The 18,125-nt window shown below is 67.9% G+C and carries 15 protein-coding genes and 1 pseudogene; 6 read left to right on the top strand and 10 right to left on the bottom strand.

Going from position 1 to position 18,125, the window contains the following annotated elements:
- Positions 1 to 10: 10 nt before the first annotated feature.
- Both RVF83_RS09880 and RVF83_RS09875 read right to left on the bottom strand, forming a co-directional pair.
- A complete protein-coding gene (locus RVF83_RS09880) occupies positions 11 to 1,597 on the bottom strand; it encodes a cytochrome ubiquinol oxidase subunit I (protein ID WP_005194290.1) in 1,587 nt (528 codons plus the stop codon).
- A 207-nt stretch (positions 1,598 to 1,804) separates the two neighbouring features.
- Positions 1,805 to 2,675 (bottom strand): annotated as a pseudogene (locus RVF83_RS09875) (aminodeoxychorismate lyase).
- A gap of 74 nt (positions 2,676 to 2,749) precedes the next feature.
- Here RVF83_RS09875 and RVF83_RS09870 point away from each other — a divergent pair.
- From RVF83_RS09870 to RVF83_RS09860, 3 genes are all read left to right on the top strand, one after another.
- A complete protein-coding gene (locus RVF83_RS09870; protein WP_005194292.1) occupies positions 2,750 to 3,928 on the top strand; it encodes a YgfZ/GcvT domain-containing protein in 1,179 nt (392 codons plus the stop codon).
- A gap of 3 nt (positions 3,929 to 3,931) precedes the next feature.
- Entirely contained in the window at positions 3,932 to 4,609 is a 678-nt protein-coding gene (locus RVF83_RS09865) for an MOSC domain-containing protein (protein ID WP_005194293.1), read from the top strand.
- 94 nt (positions 4,610 to 4,703) lie between these two features.
- The gene (locus RVF83_RS09860; protein WP_005194294.1) at positions 4,704 to 4,880 is read left to right on the top strand and encodes a DUF3073 domain-containing protein; all 177 of its coding nucleotides are present in this window, start codon (positions 4,704 to 4,706) and stop codon (positions 4,878 to 4,880) included.
- 334 nt (positions 4,881 to 5,214) lie between these two features.
- Here RVF83_RS09860 and purM read toward each other — a convergent pair whose 3' ends face one another.
- From purM to RVF83_RS09845, 3 genes are all read right to left on the bottom strand, one after another.
- A complete protein-coding gene (gene purM / locus RVF83_RS09855) occupies positions 5,215 to 6,327 on the bottom strand; it encodes a phosphoribosylformylglycinamidine cyclo-ligase (protein WP_005194295.1) in 1,113 nt (370 codons plus the stop codon).
- A gap of 82 nt (positions 6,328 to 6,409) precedes the next feature.
- Positions 6,410 to 8,017 (bottom strand): amidophosphoribosyltransferase, encoded by a 1,608-nt coding sequence (purF, locus tag RVF83_RS09850; protein ID WP_005194296.1) that lies wholly within the window; start codon positions 8,015 to 8,017, stop codon positions 6,410 to 6,412.
- Positions 8,018 to 8,178: 161 nt separating this feature from the next.
- Positions 8,179 to 8,598, bottom strand: coding sequence for a sterol carrier family protein (locus RVF83_RS09845; RefSeq protein WP_039879835.1), 420 nt, complete (start codon positions 8,596 to 8,598; stop codon positions 8,179 to 8,181).
- A 47-nt stretch (positions 8,599 to 8,645) separates the two neighbouring features.
- On the opposite strand from RVF83_RS09845, the gene RVF83_RS09840 reads away from it, so the two are divergent.
- Positions 8,646 to 10,154 (top strand): hypothetical protein, encoded by a 1,509-nt coding sequence (locus RVF83_RS09840; protein WP_005194298.1) that lies wholly within the window; start codon positions 8,646 to 8,648, stop codon positions 10,152 to 10,154.
- Between the two features lie 3 nt (positions 10,155 to 10,157).
- On the opposite strand, the gene RVF83_RS09835 is transcribed toward RVF83_RS09840, so the two are convergent.
- Entirely contained in the window at positions 10,158 to 11,237 is a 1,080-nt protein-coding gene (locus tag RVF83_RS09835) for a diacylglycerol kinase (RefSeq protein WP_005194299.1), read from the bottom strand.
- A gap of 22 nt (positions 11,238 to 11,259) precedes the next feature.
- Positions 11,260 to 11,895 (bottom strand): hypothetical protein, encoded by a 636-nt coding sequence (locus RVF83_RS09830; RefSeq protein WP_039879836.1) that lies wholly within the window; start codon positions 11,893 to 11,895, stop codon positions 11,260 to 11,262.
- 35 nt (positions 11,896 to 11,930) lie between these two features.
- Between RVF83_RS09830 and RVF83_RS09825 the strand changes: the two genes are divergently transcribed.
- Positions 11,931 to 12,878 carry a glycerophosphodiester phosphodiesterase gene (locus RVF83_RS09825; protein ID WP_005194301.1) on the top strand — a complete coding sequence of 316 codons (948 nt, stop codon included), beginning with the start codon at positions 11,931 to 11,933 and terminating at the stop codon, positions 12,876 to 12,878.
- On the opposite strand, the gene RVF83_RS09820 is transcribed toward RVF83_RS09825, so the two are convergent.
- The 3 genes from RVF83_RS09820 to purL all read right to left on the bottom strand — a co-directional run bounded on the left by RVF83_RS09820 (position 12,867) and on the right by purL (position 16,167).
- Positions 12,867 to 13,283 (bottom strand): DUF2752 domain-containing protein, encoded by a 417-nt coding sequence (locus RVF83_RS09820; RefSeq protein ID WP_005194302.1) that lies wholly within the window; start codon positions 13,281 to 13,283, stop codon positions 12,867 to 12,869. The two genes, RVF83_RS09825 and RVF83_RS09820, sit on opposite strands and share 12 nt — an antisense overlap.
- A 28-nt stretch (positions 13,284 to 13,311) precedes the next feature.
- Positions 13,312 to 13,674, bottom strand: coding sequence for a CD225/dispanin family protein (locus tag RVF83_RS09815; RefSeq protein ID WP_005194303.1), 363 nt, complete (start codon positions 13,672 to 13,674; stop codon positions 13,312 to 13,314).
- A 147-nt stretch (positions 13,675 to 13,821) separates the two neighbouring features.
- Positions 13,822 to 16,167, bottom strand: coding sequence for a phosphoribosylformylglycinamidine synthase subunit PurL (gene purL / locus RVF83_RS09810; RefSeq protein ID WP_005194304.1), 2,346 nt, complete (start codon positions 16,165 to 16,167; stop codon positions 13,822 to 13,824).
- Between the two features lie 145 nt (positions 16,168 to 16,312).
- Here purL and eccA point away from each other — a divergent pair, with 145 nt between their 5' ends.
- On the top strand, positions 16,313 to 18,097 hold the full coding sequence (gene eccA, locus RVF83_RS09805; RefSeq protein ID WP_005194305.1) for a type VII secretion AAA-ATPase EccA: 1,785 nt from the start codon (positions 16,313 to 16,315) through the stop codon (positions 18,095 to 18,097).
- Positions 18,098 to 18,125: the final 28 nt, after the last annotated feature.

Raw genomic sequence — 18,125 nt, 5'->3', positions numbered from 1 at the left:
TCACTCTCCTCTAGTACGCGAACGAGAGCTGTTTGGGCTCATCGGAATCGGAGTCGGATTCGTCGTCACTGTGACCTGGCGGCCGCGAGTCGTAGCTCGCCGGTCCCTCGACCACGTAGCGGCGTTGCAGCATGAACCAGACGACACCGAGCGCGCCGTAGAGCAGCGTGAACCCGATCAGGGTGACCAGCACGGTCCCCGCGGTGTGGTTGGAGACGCCGTTCTGCACGAGCATGCTGATGCGCAGCGGGTCGAGGTCGTCCGCCCAGTTGGGTGCGACGACCCACGGCTGACGCCCCATCTCGGTGAAGATCCAGCCGGAACTGTTGGCGAGGAACGGGGTCGGGATCATCAGCAGCGCGATGAAGCCGAACCGCCTCGACTCGACCACCCGCTTGCGGCGCGTGTACCAGAGGCCACCGATGGCCACGACCACCGAGCCGACCGCCCACGTGATCATCGCCCGGAAACCCCAGTAGGTGACGAAGAGGTTCGGTGCGAAGTTCTGGTTGGCGGGCACGTCCGGGTTGTCGGCGAAGGCCTTCGCGTACTGCTCCTGCAACTCCTCCACGCCCTGGAGGGTCGAATCGAAGGAGTGGTCGGCCAGGAACGACAGCATCTTGGGGATCTCGATGATGTGATCGATGTTGTCGCAGTTGTTCTGGCGTCCGATGGAGAGAACGGAGAATCCCGGACCGGTCTCGGTCTCACAGAGTGATTCCGCCGACGCCATCTTCATCGGCTGCTGCTTGAACATGATCTGGGCCTGGATGTCACCGGTGATGAACAGCGCGACACCGGAGACGAGCGTGACCCACAGCGCGAACCGGGTGACCGGCCGCCAGAGGTCGCGCGCGTCGGACTCCAGATCCTCCGGAGTGGCGTCGACGTGGCTCGGCGACGTGCTCTCCGGGACCTCACTGGTGTCACCGGTCTCGAGCGCCTCCCGCAATTTCTTGGCACGCCACGTGTTCCGGGCCATCCACCAGATGCCGATGGCCGCGACGAAGGTGCCCGCGGTGAGGAACGCACCGGCGATCACGTGCGGGAAGGCCGCGAGCGTCGTGTTGTTGGTGATGACGGCGAAGAAGTCGTTCATCGCCGGGCGCCCGCGCGTCTCGTCCCACTCGACGCCGACGGGGTGCTGCATCCACGAGTTCGCGGCGATGATGAAGTACGCGGACGCGTTGACACCGATGGCCGCCAACCAGATACACGCCAGATGGACGCGCCGCGGCAACCGGTCCCAGCCGAAGATCCAGAGTCCGATGAAGGTCGACTCCAGGAAGAAGGCGACCAGGCCCTCCAGCGCCAGCGGCGCACCGAAGACATCCGCGACGAAGCGGCTGTACTCACTCCAGTTCATCCCGAACTGGAACTCCTGCACGATGCCGGTGGCGACGCCCAGCGCGAAGTTGATCAGGAAGAGCTTGCCGAAGAACCGGGTCGCACGCAGCCACTGCTCGTTGCCGGTGACGTGCCACACCGTCTGCATGACCGCGATCATCGGTGCGAGACCGATGGTCAGCGGCACCAGGATGAAGTGATAGACGGTTGTGATACCGAATTGCCATCTGGAGACGTCCAGAGCGTCCATGTATGCCTCGAATCAGGTCACCGGCTGAGCCGGCGGGTGCCGACGTCGCCTACTACCTTTAGTAGTAGGCCCTGGGCGCGACGTTACGCCTGGTCACCGCGCCTGTTCAAGCGCCAAAAGTCCCATCGAGCCACTGCCGCTGGTGCATTCGCTCTCACCCGCGATCACGTGTGACGCGGGCCCGGGATCATCGGTGAGTGACCGGGATCAATTGTCTTCCGCGGCGATGGCTCGGTCCACCAAATCGGAAAACCGGTCTGCGTCGGCCGGCACCGGCATGACGTACCGATTGAGATGGGTGACCCGGGCCGCGAGCGTCACGCTGCTGACGAGCCAGACCGAGTCGGCCGCCACGAGGTCCTCCGGACGCAGGATCTCGACCTTGGTCTTCCAGCCCTCCGCAACGGCGAGATCGAAGACGGCCTGCGCGGTCGTCGAGGCGAGGATGCCGATCTCGGTCGGCGGGGTGACCAGCGTGTCCCCGTACACCGCGACCACCGTCGACCGCGGCCCCTCGAGCACCGCCCCCTCGCTGCTGACGAAGATGACGTCGTCATAGCCCTCGGATGCGGCATGACGCAGCGCGGCCATGTTGGTGGCGTAGCTCAGCGTCTTCGCACCGAGGAGCTGCCAGGGCGCCTTGGCGGCCAGGTCAACGGAGAAGCCGCGCTCGAGGGTGACCACCGAGACGCCGTCGGCACGTGCGGAGGCGACGCGCTCGGGCACGCGCTCCACGGTCAGGTAGGCCGTCGGGGCGTATCCGTGTTCGCGCCCACGGGTGTAGACCAGGCGCAGCAACGCCTCGTCCGACGTCCCGTGCTCGGCAGTCCACAGCTTGACCGCATTCTCGACGGCCGCGCGCCACTCGTCGGGGTCCGGCGCCGGCAGCTCCATCGCGGTCGCGCTCCGCACGAGGCGTTCGAGGTGCAGGCGCACCCCGCGCGCCCGGCCGGCACGGACGAGGAGGGTCTCGAAGACGCCGTCGCCGCGTACCGCCGCGAGGTCGTCGGCGTGCAGGAACGGCGCATCGGCATCGTGTTGGGGTGCCGTCGAGGGTGAGCAGGATCGAATCCGACATGGATAAGAGGCTCCCACGAGCGCCCGGCCCCTGCTCCACACCCCTGGTGCGCAACCGACCCGTAGAATCAACCCGTGAGCCGTTCACCCATCCTGACCAGGCATTCCGAGGGCGGGGCGGTCCCCGGCCCCGGCGAGTTCCACTCATCGGAGACCCCGTGGCACTTCGGTGATCCACTCGGGGAACAGCGAGCCGCCGCCACCGGGGTCATCGTCGTCGACCGCTCGGACCGCGCCGTCATCGAGATCCCCGGCGAGGAGCGCCTGAGCTGGCTGCACACCATCTCGAGCCAGCACATCGCCGCACTCCCCGACCGCCGGAGCGCAGAGAACCTGTCTCTCGACGCCAACGGCCGCGTCGAGGAGCACTTCGTTTTGACCGACATCGACGGCATCACCTGGGTCGACACCGAGGGCGCGCGCGGTGATGCCCTCGCCGGGTTCCTCTCCAAGATGGTGTTCTGGGCCAAGGCGCAGCCGGCCCCGCGGACCAACATGAAGGTCCTCACCCTCGTCGGCCCCGGCGCGGTGACCGGACCGGTCGCCGAGCTGCTCGAGATCCCCGCCGACGCGGACGTCTACCAGGCGGGCAACCTGCCGGAGACGCACCATGAGGACGAGCCGCTGGGGTTCTGGCGACGGATGCCGCCACTCGGCGAGAACCGGGACCTGCCGGTAGTCGACCTCGTCCTCCCCGAGTTCGTCCTGCTTCGCTGGTGGGACGCGCTCGTCGAGGCCGGCGCCCGGATGGCCGGCAGCTGGGCGTACGACGCGCTACGCGTCGCGGCCCGCCGTCCCCGCCTCGGCGCCGACACCGACGAACGGACGATCCCGCACGAGGTCGACTGGATCGGTGGACCGGCCGAGCAGGGCGCCGTCCATCTCGACAAGGGCTGCTACCGCGGCCAGGAGACGGTCGCCCGGGTCCACAACCTCGGCAAGTCGCCGCGACGCCTGGTGCTGCTGCATCTCGACGGGAGCTCGGATCAGCGGCCGACGACCGGCGATCCGGTCACCGCGGGCGGCCGCACCGTCGGCCGTCTCGGCACCGTCATCGACCACTACGAGTGGGGTCCCATCGCTCTTGCGCTCGTCAAGCGCAACATCGGTGCGGACGTCGAACTGACGATCGGGACCGAGGAACCGGTGAGTGCACGCATCGACCCGGACTCCATCCGCGAGGACGATCACGTCCAGGCCGGGCGCGCCGCCATCGAACGGTTGCGCAGCGGCTCGGCCACCCCGGGCGCCTGACACGTGGACACCGGGACCGTGCTGGCCGTCTGCGCGGCCGGCCGTGACGTCGTCCTCGACAAGATCGGGCCCTCCGCGATCGACAAGCGTCCGCTGGCCGGTCGCGCCGAGGTGCACGAGCTGGGCCTGGCCGCCGACCACCAGCGCAACCGTCGGCACCACGGTGGCGTCGATCAGGCGGTGTACGCCTACGCCGAGCCCGACGCACGACGCTGGTCCGAGGAACTCGGACGTGAGCTTCCTTACGGCTGGTTCGGCGAGAACCTCCGCATCGACGGGATCGACGTCACCGACTCCTTCGTGGGGGAGCGCTGGCAGGTCGGTGACGACGGACTCCTCCTCGAGACCACCATCCCTCGCGTACCGTGCCGGACCTTCGCGGTGTGGGCGGATGAGCCCAGGTGGGTGAAGAGGTTCATGGACCAGGCCGATTTTGGCGCCTACCTGCGCGTTCTTCAGCCCGGCACGGTGGCGGCGGGCGACTCGGTGACGGTGATCCACCGCCCGGACCACGGCGTGCGGGTCCGGCAGCTGCTCGTCGACGCCGACCCCGAGTCGATCGCCACGCTGCTCGCCGCCGACGATCTGCCGGTCAAGGTCCGACGCGAGGCGCAGCGAATTCTGGGCAAGGTGGAGAGATCGGGCGGCGCGGCGAGGCAGGGCGCGGCACACAAGTCCTGAAGGCGCGCTAGACTGGGCAGCACGACAGAATTACTTCAAGAGAACGGGGCCGCCAAATCGTTGGCCGCCCCGTCATTTTGCGAGGGGGTCCCGTATGGGCCGCGGCCGGGCAAAGGCAAAGCAGACGAAGGTTGCTCGTCAGCTGAAGTACTCCACTCCGAACACCGATCTCGAAAGCCTGCAGCGTGAGCTGTCCGGGCAGACCAGCTCGGTAGATCGTCCGGATCCGGTGGATGAGTGGTTGGACGAGGACGAGTGGCGACGCGCCTGAGGCGCGCCACTCGTGGGTGCCGGCCTCATCGGCGACACCCGATCTCACCCCACCACGACCTCTCCGCTCAGCGGACCCGCGGTAACGCGGGTTGATGTTTTCGTACGTATCAGACGGCCGCAGGTGACTGCGGCCGTCTGATGTGTGCGTGGTCGTTTCTCGACTTCCAGCGGTGCTCGCCGCGGTGACAACCGGCGACGAGCATCGCTGATCTGTGCTGTCCAACGGAGTGGTGATGATCCTCTGACGACGAAAGAATGCGAAAAAGCGGCGGGAACCCGAAGGTCCCCGCCGCTTTCTCGTAGGTGTGAGAGGCGGTGTGCGCCCGTGACTCTCAGAAGCGCGGGTGCTCGCCCACGAGGGAGACGCGCGAGCCGACTTCGGTGCTCTTGGGGTCGTTGGAACGCTTGATGGTGCCGAGGACCCAGTTGTCGACGTGCCGGGCGGTCAGGACCGCCTGTGCCCGGTCCGTGTCCTCAGGCGCGACAACCGCGACCATGCCGACCCCCATGTTGAAGGTGCGCTCCATCTCGAGCTGCTCGACGCGTCCACGCTGCCCGATGAGCGCGAAGATCGGCGCCGGGGTCCAGGTGTTGCGTTCCAGCTCGGCCACGAGGCCCTGCGGGATGACGCGGGCCAGGTTCTCGGCCAGGCCGCCACCGGTGATGTGCGCGAAGGTCCGCACGTCTGCCTCGGCAATCAATGCCAGGCAGTCACGGGCGTAGATGCGGGTCGGCTCGAGCAGTTCCTCGCCGAGGGAACGACCGAACTCCTCGACGTGGCCGAAGAGATCCATGTGGCCCCACTCGAGCAGCACCTTGCGGGCCAGCGAGTAACCGTTGGAGTGCAGGCCCGACGAACCCATGGCGATGACGACGTCACCGGCACGGACACGGTCGGGGGCGAGGACCTTGTCGGCCTCCACGACGCCGACGGCGGTCGCGGACAGGTCGTAGTGGTTGTCCTGCATGAGTCCGGGGTGTTCGGCGGTCTCGCCGCCGAGCAGTGCACAACCGGCCTCGACGCAGCCGTCGGCGATACCGGCGACGATCTGTGCGACGGTCTCGGGGACGACCTTGCCGACGGCGATGTAGTCCTGCAGGAAGAGCGGCTCGGCGCCGCAGACGACGAGATCGTCGACGCACATGGCGACGAGGTCGCGTCCGACGGTGTCGTGCTTGTCGATGGCCTGGGCGACGGCGAGCTTGGTACCGACGCCGTCGCTGGCGGCGGCGAGGACCGGCTCGCGGTAGTTGCCCTTCAACGCGAAGAGGCCGGAGAAGCCGCCGAGACCACCGAGGACCTCAGGACGCGAGGCACGTTTCGCGTGCGGGGTGATCAGCTCTACGGCTCGTTCACCGGCGTCGATGTCGACCCCGGCCGCCGCGTACGAGGCCGGCGGCGTAGCGCCCGTCGTCTCGTCGGCCGCCGCATCCCGCTCCGTCATCTCCGCAAGCACCCCTTGTCAAAAGTTGTTCTCGGCGTGTTCGCCGACGATCACACGGTACCGGAGTGCCCTGCGCCCTGATTCAGGGACGCATCACTGCGCTGACGTTGTCGTTGGGCTTGGTCAGCGGGTCGACGGCTCCGTCGTGGGCAGCGGAGGCCAGCATCTGTTCCAGAACCGCCTTGCCCATGGAGGTCTCCTCGGGCAGTTCGATCGGGTACTTGCCGTCGAAGCACGCCGCGCACAGGTTCGATGCGGACTGCTCGGTGGCACCGATCATCTCGTCGATGCTGATGTAACCGAGCGAGTCGGCGCCGATGGCCTGGCGCACGCCCTCGACCATGCCCTCCTCGGACTCCATGCCGTTGGCGATGAGTTCCGCCGGGGAGGCGAAGTCGATGCCGTAGAAGCAGGGCCAGCGGACGGGGCTGGAGGCGATCCGCACGTGTACCTCGGCGGCGCCGGCCTCGCGCAGCATGCGGATGAGGGCGCGCTGGGTGTTGCCGCGCACGATCGAGTCGTCGACGACGACGAGACGTTTGCCGCGGATGACCTCGCGAAGCGGGTTCAGCTTGAGTCGGATGCCGAGCTGACGGATCGTCTGCGACGGCTGGATGAAGGTGCGGCCCACGTAGGCGTTCTTCATCAGGCCCTGCCCGTACGGGATCCCCGAGCCCTGGGCGAAGCCGACGGCCGCGGGCACACCCGACTCCGGCACCGGGATCACCAGGTCGCCCTCGGCGGGGTGCTCCTTGGCCAGGCGGCGGCCGATCTCCACGCGGGTCGAGTGCACCGACCGGCCGTGGATGTTGGAGTCCGGGCGGGCCAGGTACACGTACTCGAAGACGCAGCCCTTCGGGGTCGGCTCGGCGAAGCGCTTGGTGCGCACGCCGTCGGCGTCGATGGCCAGCAGCTCACCGGGTTCGATGTCGCGGACGAAGGACGCGCCCACGATGTCGAGGGCAGCGGTCTCCGAGGCGACGACCCAGCCGCGGTCGAGGCGTCCGAGTGACAGCGGACGCACACCGTGCGGGTCACGAGCCGCATAGAGGGTGTGCTCGTCCATGAAGGTCAGGCAGAAGGCACCCTTGAGGGTCGGCAGCAGCTCCATGGCCGCCTGCTCGATCGAGCTGTCCGCGGCGCCGTGCGCCAGGAGCGCGCCGACGACATCCGAGTCCGATGTCGCCGCCGAGCTCTTGATGCCCGCCTCGCGAGCGCGGGCGGCGAGGTCGGCGGTGTTGACGAGGTTGCCGTTGTGTCCGAGCGCGACGCCGGTGCCGGCGTCGGTGGTGCGGAAGATGGGCTGCGAGTTCTCCCAGGTGGTCGAACCGGTGGTGGAGTAGCGACAGTGTCCGATGGCGACGTGGCCGCTCATCGCACCCAACGTCTGCTCGTCGAACACCTGGCTGACGAGGCCCAGGTCCTTGAAGACGACAACCTGACTGCCGTCGCCGACGGCGATGCCCGCCGCCTCCTGTCCGCGATGCTGCAGCGCGTAGAGGCCGTAGTACGTGAGTTTGGCGACGTCCTCGCCGGGCGCCCAGACACCGAATACGCCGCACTCCTCGCGCGGTTCGTTCTCGGGCTGGTCCAGCGGAGCGGGTTCGGGCGCGCACCCACCGGCTGCGGAGCATCCGCCCGCCGGCGTGGGAGCGAGCAGGTTCACGTTGGCGATCGAGCGATCAGTCATCGACTAGCTCCCCTGGGCTGCGAATCGGTTATCACGTCAATGTGCTGGGAGACAATTCTGGAGTTTACGTGGCCGTCGCCTCCCAGAGCGAATCTTGCAGCGGTGGCCGGAGCGCCGTAATTCCACGTAGGAGCCAGGAGTGACGGATCACACTTGACGGGTCAGTCTCTTCTCGACGCGCCCGGACCCAGCGGAACCAGTGGCAACAGCTCGGCCACCAGGTCCGCGCGGTGGCCCGATGCGTCGAGTTCACCGGCGCCGAGCGCGGCGTCGTAGGTCTGCAGACCGGTCACCATCAGCAGCCACGTCCGAGGCGAGGTCTCGACGACGTTGGGCGGCGTCCCCCGCGTGTGGCGCGGACCCTCGATGCACTGCACCGCGACGAACGGCGGGACACGGACCTCGACCGAATTCCCGGGGGCGAGGTGTTCGAGCGTGCGAGCGGTGAGGCGGACGGCGGCGGCGAGAACGGGCCGCGACGGCGCGGCGGTCGACTCGTCGACGAGCCAGTCCGCGACCGCGAGGACGGCGGCGCGGACGTCGGCCGGGTCGGGTCTCTTACGCGGGGGCACGTCAGTCATCTTGCAACGACGGTTCGCGTCGCCCGAATTGGGGCACTATGTGACGCATGGGCGCGGAAGTGACCAAACAGGAGTTCACCGGCGAGGATCGCGTGAGGTTCAGACGGCAGGTCAGCCGTGGCACCGACGCGATCGCGCGGATGCTCGCCGACGGGCTGTTCACCGATCAGGGGCGTCCACCCGAACCCCTCCTCGGGATGGAGGTGGAGCTCAACCTCGTCGACGAGCAGATGCGTCCGGCGATGGCCAACGCCACCGTCCTCGAGGCGATCGCCGATCCCGACTATCAGACCGAACTCGGGCAGTTCAACATCGAGATCAACGTCTCGCCCCGCCCGTTCACCACCGACGACACCATCTCGCTCGAACAGGCGTTGCGGACGTCGTTGAACCGCGCGGAGGAACGCGCCGCCCGCACGGACAACCACCTGGTCATGATCGGGATGCTCCCGACCCTGAAGGCCGAACACTTTGCCCACCAATGGATCTCGGCGAACCCTCGCTACGACCTGCTGAACGAGCAGATCTTCAACGCCCGCGGCGAGGATCTCGAGATCGACATCAGCGGTGTGCCGCTGGCCGACGGACACCACACCGAACGCCTCCACACCTCCACCGATTCGATCCTCCCCGAGGCCGCCTGCACCTCACTGCAGCTGCACCTGCGGGTGGCCCCGGAAGACTTTGCCGCGCATTGGAATGCCGCCCAGGCCATCGCCGGGATACAGGTGGCGCTGGCCGGCAACTCCCCGTTCCTCGCCGAGACCGCGCTGTGGCACGAGAGCCGTATCCCGGTGTTCGAGCAGGCCACCGACACCCGGCCGCTGGAGCTGAAGAACCAGGGCGTCCGGCCGCGCGTCTGGTTCGGCGAACGCTGGATCAACACCATCTTCGACCTGTTCGAAGAGAACACCCGCTACTTCCCCGCTCTCCTCCCTGTCTCGACCGACGTCGATCCTCTCGCCGAACTCGATGCCGGGCGTATCCCGACCCTCGACGAACTGCGGTTGCACAACGGGACGGTCTACCGCTGGAACCGGCCGGTCTACGACATCCACGAGGGGCAGGCACACCTCCGCGTCGAGAATCGCGTGCTGCCCGCCGGCCCCACTGTCGTCGACACGATGGCCAACGCCGCGTTCTACTACGGGGTCGTCCGCGGGCTCGTCGAGGCCGACCGGCCGCTGTGGTCGCAGATGTCGTTCAACGCCGCCGCCGAGAACCTGCAGTCCGGTGCACATTTCGGCATGGAGTCCCAGCTCTACTGGCCCGACGTCGGCTGGGTACGTCCGGACGAACTCGTGCTCCGCCGCCTGCTGACCCTCGCCGAGAAAGGTCTTCGCGCATATGGGGTCTCGGACAAGGCCCGAAAGCGGTACCTGTCGGTGATCGAAGGACGTTGCGTGACCCGCCGGACCGGTTCGGTGTGGCAGCGTGAGGCCGTCGCCGCCCGGGAGAAGGCCGGCGAAAGCCGGTCGGCGGCGCTGACCGGCATGCTCGCCGACTACGTGACGCTCATGCACGAGGGCGAACCCGTCCACACATGGGAGGTGTGAGCACTACCCTCGCGCGACCAGACCACGACCGGTGATGAGCGGCAGATCCAGGGCGGTCACCAAGCCGGGCTTTGCATCGACCACCGCGGCAACCGAATTGACCAGCCGCATGGCCGTGACGATCATCCCGGAGACGTTGTGGTCGCCGTTCTCCCCGTGATGGCCGAACTCGACGGTCATCTCCGGTTCGCCGGAGATCGCTATCCGATAGCAGCCGTCGCCCTCATGCGGCGTCGGCCAATCCGGGCATTGATCGGCATGCGTGCGTGTGTAGTGTTCCAGCACAACACGATCCACACCGTCGACCTGGCCGGCGACCTCGAACCGCAGCGCCGCCATGGTCCCCTTCGGGATCTCCACCGACACCGTCGAGTAGTCGCGGTCCGCCTCGACCCGCTCGACCCGTTCGACGAGTGGCTCGTCGAGGGAGAGGCCGAGGCCGGCAGCGATCTGTCGCACCACGCTGCCCCAGCCCATCGACAGGATGCCGGGCGACAGCAACAACGGCGTGGTGTCCATGGGTTGCCCGAAGCCGAACAGGTCCCGCATGACGACCGGCTGGTAATAGGTCGAGTAGTCGGCGATCTCCTGGCACCGAACCTCGTCGATCCGCTGCGACAGACTCGTCAGCGACAGCGGCAGAACGTCATTGGCGAAGCCAGGATCGATACCGTTGACGTGCAGACTCGCCCCGCCGGTGCGTCCCGCCGCGGCGATCCGCTCCAGTAGCGAATCGGGCAGGATTCCCTGCGGGAACTGCAGCACCACCGGTCCGCTCGACACCACGTTGATCCCGTTCTCCACGAAGACGATCAGGTCCTCGATCGACTCCATGACGCGGTCGTCGGTCATCGCGGTGTGGACGATGCAGTCGGGCCTCAGGGCGATCAGTGCGTCCCGGTCGTCGGTCGCGACGACGCCGAGGTCACGACCGAGACCCGCCAGTTCTCCGGCGTCCTTCCCGACCTTGTCCGGACTCGACACCCAGACCCCGACGAGCTCGAGGTCGGGACGGGCGTCGATCCCGGCGATCGCATGTCTTCCGACGGTTCCGGTCGACCACTCGACCACGCGCAGAGTCATGCCCCTCAAACTAGAACACGTTTCAACTCTGCAGGGTCGGTTCGGCGAGAACAGGTCGCGACCGCAACCAGAGTCCGGTGACCACCGCGACGGTCGCGGCCATGCAGATTCCGGCCAGTGCGAAGGCGACCGCCATCGTGGCACCGGGGGTGGACTCGTCGATGAACGGACCGGGCAGGAAGGTGAAGACCAGTCCCACCGTCCAGGCGACCACGTTCACCGGTATCCACTGCCATGCGTGGGGGATTCGGTTCCGAAGAACGACGTACTGCGCCGAGGGAATGCTGATCAGCAGCGCCACGGCCCCCGCGCCGGCCACGACCCAGGTGAGGGGATTCCCGAGGTCGATGTCGACACCCAGATCGACGAGACTCGACGGCGCCATCCCCAACGACCAGGCGATCATCGCGCCGACCGCGGTCGCCGGAACCCATCGCGCGAACGGGACCTGCCACGACGTCCCGCGGAGAGCGACCGCCTGACCGACACCGAGCAGCGCGCCCTCGCCGGCCCCACACACGACCATGAGCAGCCAGGCCCATCCAACCGGGAGCCCGGTGATGGCGGAGATCGCGAACCCGGCGACCGGGATGAGGAATCCGGCCGACTCGGCCATCGTCACCGCGCCGACCCATCTGGGCATCGAGAACGCCGCCATCTGCCAGACCCTACCGGGACTAGTCTCGGAAGACGATGTCCCAGACGAGCACACCATCAGCGCCCGATCCGGCACGCCCGCCTCTGTACGTCGACTTCGACGGGCACCGGACCATGCTCAAGTGGCACCGCGGGCGCCGTCGCGCCGACGACCCGGCCTTCACCGCTTCTCGCATCATGGAGGGGATGCGGCTGGGCGCGAGCATCGAGGTGGACCTGGTCATCCACGCCGACCGCGGTTTCGCGATCCTGCACGACCGCGTCGTCGATCACGCCACCACCGGCACCGGGGCGATCTCGGCGCTACCCGCGGCCTACCTCCGCGGACTGTCCCTGCGCGACAACCACGGAAGGGCGCTCGACGAGCCGGTTCTGCTGCTCGAGGACCTCACCGAGCTGTTCTCGACGGTCGACGTCGCACCGTCGTCGATCCTGCAGCTCGACTTCAAGGAGGACGACGCCGCTCTCGATCCGCGTGCCGTGGACATCTTCGCGCGCAGCGTCGAGCCGCTGGCGTCCCACTACATCCTGTCGTGCGGGGACGCCGCCGCGGTGAGGACGCTGACATCGGCAGCCCCCGGAATCCGCATCGGCTACGACCCCTGCCACCACGGCGCCGCCGACGCCGCGATCCGGTCCGGGGATTTCGACGGTTTCGTCGCGCGGGCCCTCGCCGCGTCACCGGATGCCGAGATGATCTACCTCGAGAACCGGCTGATCCTCGCCGCGGACCGCCGTGGGTACGATCTCGTCGACGCCTTCCACCGCCATGACCGACTCGTCGACGGTTACACGGTGACCCGCGTCGGACCGGGTTCGGTCCCGGACATCCGGCGGCTGTTGGAGTTGCGGATCGACCAGATCACCACCGACGACCCGGAGGGGCTTGCCGCTCTCGATCTCGACGCAGCTGCCGACGCCGTCGGGTCACGGCTGGTCCGATGGGTCCGGCGCACCGGACGCCGCGGTTCGTCAGACGTGTAGGGACCAGAGCGGTTCCACCGGGATGTTCCGGACCACGAACCAGCCGAGCACGGCGACGAGCAAAACGACGGCGGAATAGCGCATGTTCTGCCAGCTGCGAATACGCCGCCCGGTCCACAGCCGCAGGCAGTAGGCGGCGAATGCGAAAAGCAGCAACCCGATCGCGAGGACAAAGGCCGCGTTGTAGTGCAGGGATGCGACCAGATCACCGTGCAGGAGGGAGTAGAGCGCACGCTGCGACCCGCAGCCCGGACAGGTCACACCGAGGATCAACTTGGTGGGACACATAGGGAGCACCCCGCCGGGCGTGGTGGGATCTCCCAGCAACACTGCGGCACAACAGATCCCGGCCCCGACGACCACGGTCGCCGGGCCGAGGACCCGATGGTTGGAGAGGACCGACACCCGCCCCAGGACGGCCCGCTCGAACCGTTCAGTACGTGGACGTGGTGGCGCTTGCACCGATGATCAACGCCGCGAAGATGAAATAGACGACCACGATGAGGATCGAGCCGACGATCCCGATGATCGCGCCCCACATCGCCCACTTCTTGGCGTCGTCGGCCGCCTTCTGAGCACCGGCGAAATCACCGACCGCCCACAGCTTGCTGACCGAGGTGGACTTGACGATCGCCACGATCCCCAAGGGCAGGCAGCACAGCACCGTCGTCAGGATCGCCCAAACGAGGTTGTTGTCCGGTTCGGGACCGGGCGCGTATGCGCCGTACGGCTGCTGTCCGTAGCCGGGCGCGGCGCCGTAGTTCGGCGGCTGGTTCGGATCGTGGGGATAGCTCATCTGCGCCCTTTCGACTCTCGCTGAGAACCCAAGGAGCGTATCCGACCCCGACCGTACTCGTCGGGTCGGGGAATCAGATTGCTTTCAACGATATACGCGCACCGTTCCCGCAGCAGGGAACGGTGCGCGCTACAACGATTCGGCTCGCTACGCGGTATCGCCGAAGAGACGCGGCAGCGTCGCCTCGTGCACCTCGCGCAGCTCGGCGAGCGGCACCGAGAAGTAGTCCTGGACCTCGACCTCGTCGCTGCCCTGGTCGACCACGCCGATGCGCGTCCACGGCATGCCGCGGGCGTCGAGCATCGCGGAGAAGCGGGACTCCTCGGTGCGCGGCACTGCGACCAGCACGCGTCCGGCGGATTCGGAGAACAGCCAGACGAAGGGGTCGGCATCCTCGGGCAGCAGCAGGCGGCAACCCGTCTCGCCGGCCAGCGCCGCCTCGACGACGGTCTGGATGAGTCCACCCTCGCTGAGATCGTGTGCGGCCGAGATCAATCCGTCGCGCGAAGCCGCGGTCAGGATCTCGGACAGCAGCCGCTCACGCTCGAGGTCGACCTCCGGGGGCACGCCACCGAGATGGTCGTAGGCGACCTGCGCCCAGATCGAACCGTCGAACTCGTCGCGCGTCTCACCGAGGAGGATCAGCGTCTCCCCCGGCTCGGTGCCGAGACCTGTGGGGATACGGCGATGAACGTCGTCGATCACGCCGAGGACACCGATGACGGGCGTCGGGAGGATCGCGGTCGCACCGGTCTGGTTGTAGAAGCTCACGTTGCCGCCGGTGACCGGGATACCCAGCTGCGCACAGCCGTCGGCGAGTCCGCGGACCGCCTGCTGGAACTGCCACATGACCGCCGGATCCTCGGGCGAGCCGAAGTTGAGGCAGTTGGTGACCGCCTTGGGCGTCGCACCCGAGACGGCGACGTTGCGGTAGGCCTCGGCCAGCGCCAGCTGGGCACCGCGGTACGGGTCGAGGAAGGTGTAGCGGCCCGACGCGTCGGTCGCCAGCGCGATTCCGCGGCCGGTCTTCTCGTCGATCCGGATCATGCCGGAGTCGGCGTGCTCGGCCAGGACGGTGTTGCCACGCACGTAGCGGTCGTACTGATCGGTGATGAACCTACGGCTGCACAGCGCGGGACTGGCCAACATCTGCAGCAAGGTCTCGCGCAGCTGATCCGGTGTGCTCGGGCGCTTCAGCGGCTCGGTGGTCGAGGCGACCACGGTGTCCTGCCAGTCCGGACGCGCCACCGGGCGCTCGTAGACCGGACCGTCGTGCGCGACGGTGCGCGGCGGCACGTCGACGACCGTCTCACCGTGCCAGGTGATGACCAGATGATCACCGTCGGTGACCTCGCCGATCACGGTGGCCAGCACGTCCCACTTCTTGCACACCTCGAGGAAGGCGTCGACGTTCTCCGGGGCGACGACCGCGCACATGCGTTCCTGCGACTCGCTGGAGAGCACCTCGGCCGGGGTCATGCCCTCGGCGCGCATCGGCACCTTCTCCAGGTCGATGTGCATGCCACCGTCACCGGCGGCCGCGAGTTCACTGGTGGCGCAGGACAATCCGGCACCGCCGAGATCCTGGATACCCACCACGAGTCCCGCGTGGTAGAGCTCCAGGCAGCACTCGATGAGCACCTTCTCGGTGAACGGGTCGCCGACCTGGACACTGGGGAGCTTCTTGCGGTTCGGGCCTGCACTCTCGTCGTCGTCGAAGGTCTCCGACGCCAGCACGGACACGCCGCCGATGCCGTCGAGACCGGTGCGCGCACCGAACAGGATGATCTTGTTGCCCGTGCCCGAGGCGAACGCCAGATGTAGGTCCTCGGTTCGCAAGACGCCCGCGCAGAGGGCGTTGACCAGCGGGTTGCCCGCGTAGCTGGCGTCGAAGACGGTCTCGCCGCCGATGTTGGGCAGGCCGAGGGAGTTTCCGTAACCTCCCACGCCGCGCACCACACCATCGACGACGCGTCGGGTGTCGGGGGCGTCGGCCGGACCGAAGCGCAGCTGGTCCATGACCGCGATCGGACGTGCGCCCATCGCCATGATGTCGCGGACGATGCCGCCGACACCGGTGGCCGCACCCTGGTAGGGCTCGACGTAGCTGGGGTGGTTGTGCGACTCGACCTTGAAGGTCACCGCCCATCCGTCGCCCACGTCGACGACGCCGGCGTTCTCGCCGATACCGGCGAGCATGTTGGCCCGCATCTCCTCGGTGGTGGTTTCCCCGAAGTATCGGAGGTGGACCTTCGACGACTTGTAGCTGCAGTGCTCGGACCACATGACCGAGTACATGGCCAGCTCGGCGTCGGTCGGCCGGCGGCCCAGGATCTCGCGGATCCGCGCGTACTCGTCGTCCTTGAGACCGAGCTCGCGGAACGGTTGCGGATGATCCGGGGTCGAGGAAGCAGCTGAGACGGTATCCACCTGGGCACTCACGGTGACAAGTCTAGGCGGGCCCGGGCGGTTGGAGGCGACGGGGCGGACCATCAGGCATTCGACGGGGCTTCCCTGGGAGATCTGTTCCGGGGACCGGGCCTGTCTCGGGATAGTGTGTTCACTCGAGCCGCGCAATGCGCGGGGGTGCTGGCACGCCGACGCCGCGCGGGGGACGACGTTGACACAGGGGGACGAGATGGCCGATGTCCGCAAGGGGAGGGCACTCTTCGAGCTCGGTGTCCTGTCCTTGAACATCCCGGTCGACGGTCAGGAGCCCATCGACAATCCCGCTCAGGCAGCGAAGGCGTTCATCCGTGCGACCGAGTGGGATCCCTCGCTCGGCGACGCCTGGATCGGGCGGCTCGCCTGTGGGGACAAGAGCGACGAGGTGCTCCTGGGTCTGTACCGCGCACGCGTCACGATCGGCGCCGAACAGCGGCGCCTCGGCCTTCCCCCGGGCACCATCGTCGGTCGCTGGGATACCGGCCTGCACATCGAGTACCCGGCGATCAACGCCGTCGACGCGACCGCCGCCTACGCGTCCAGCCTGATCCGCGGTGCCGACTACACCGGTGCAGAAGAGGCGCTCGATGCGGTGCCGCCGGCCCACCGGCTACCGATCGTGGAGTTCGTTCGCGCTCACCTCCATTTCAAGACCCAGCGGTGGCCCGACGTCCTGACCTCCCTCACCCGCTCGGACCGGTGGGGCGACACCATCATGCAGTCCGTGGCCGACCTGATGGCCGGAACCGCATGCGTGCACCTGGGCATGCTCGGCGAGGGCATGCGCCGCCTGCAGAACGCCGTCGACAGCCCGGTGGCGGGCTGTTCGATCAGCGCGATGTACGCGTACGGCCTGGCTCTCCGCGAACAGGGCCACGAGGAGAAGGCGAAGGCCGTACTCGAGCAGGTCTACGCCCGGAACCCGGCATTCACCGCCGCCGCGCAGGCCCTGCAGTCCCCGTCCATCCGCCTCGTCACCACGACACCCGAGCAGATCGCCGCCCGCACCGACCGCTGGGACCCCGCGTCGGTGCCGGACCGGACCGGGACCCTGGTTTCGCAGGACGGCTCGAACGGCGTCGCCGGGAACGAGCTGGTGACCGACGCCCAGCGCGAACTCGACGAACAGATCGGACTCGAGTCGGTCAAGCAGCAGGTCGCGAAACTGCAGTCGGCCGCCACCCTCGCCCGGGTCCGCGCCGATCGCGGGCTGTCGACATCGGCACGCAGCCTGCACCTGGCCTTCACCGGTCCGCCGGGTACCGGCAAGACGACCGTCGCCCGGATCGTCGCCAAGATCTATTGCGGGCTCGGCTTCATCAAGTCCGACAAGGTCGTGGAGGCGACCCGGCGCGATCTGGTCGGCGAGCATCTCGGTTCCACCGCGATCAAGACCTCGGCCCTCATCGACTCGGCCATGGACGGCGTGCTGTTCATCGACGAGGCATACACCCTCATCCAGAAGGGACTGTCCGGCGGCGACGCGTTCGGTCGCGAGGCCGTCGACACCCTCCTGGCGCGGATGGAGGACGACCGCGATCGCCTGGTCGTGATCATCGCGGGCTACGACTCGGAGATCGACCGCTTCCTCGCCGCCAACGACGGCCTCGCGTCACGGTTCGCCCGCCGCGTCCGCTTCGACTCGTACACTCCGCGGGAGCTCTCGCAGATCGGCGAGTTCATCGCCCGCAAACGCGATTCGGTCCTCACCCCGGAGGCGGTCGCCGAGCTGGAGCTGGCGTGCGCGCCGCTCTACCGCGACGTCCGCGAACACGACGGGGGCACCCGTCGGGCCACCGACCTGGCCGGCAACGGTCGCTTCATCCGCAACATCGTCGAGGCGGCCGAAGAGGAACGCGAATTCCGGCTCAGCTCCGCCGGTGACCTCGCCTCCCTGTCCGCCGACGACCTGATGCGTATCGAACTCGACGACATCCGGGCGGCCATCTCCGGGGTGCTGTCCGGGCTCAGGCGCTAGCAGTCCGCTCACCGCACGTTTCTCCGAG

The organism is Gordonia rubripertincta (genome assembly GCF_038024875.1).
GTDB classification, from domain to species: domain Bacteria; phylum Actinomycetota; class Actinomycetes; order Mycobacteriales; family Mycobacteriaceae; genus Gordonia; species Gordonia rubripertincta.
Note: the sequence above shows the minus strand (reverse complement) of the source record. Positions and strands in the feature narration are given on the sequence as shown.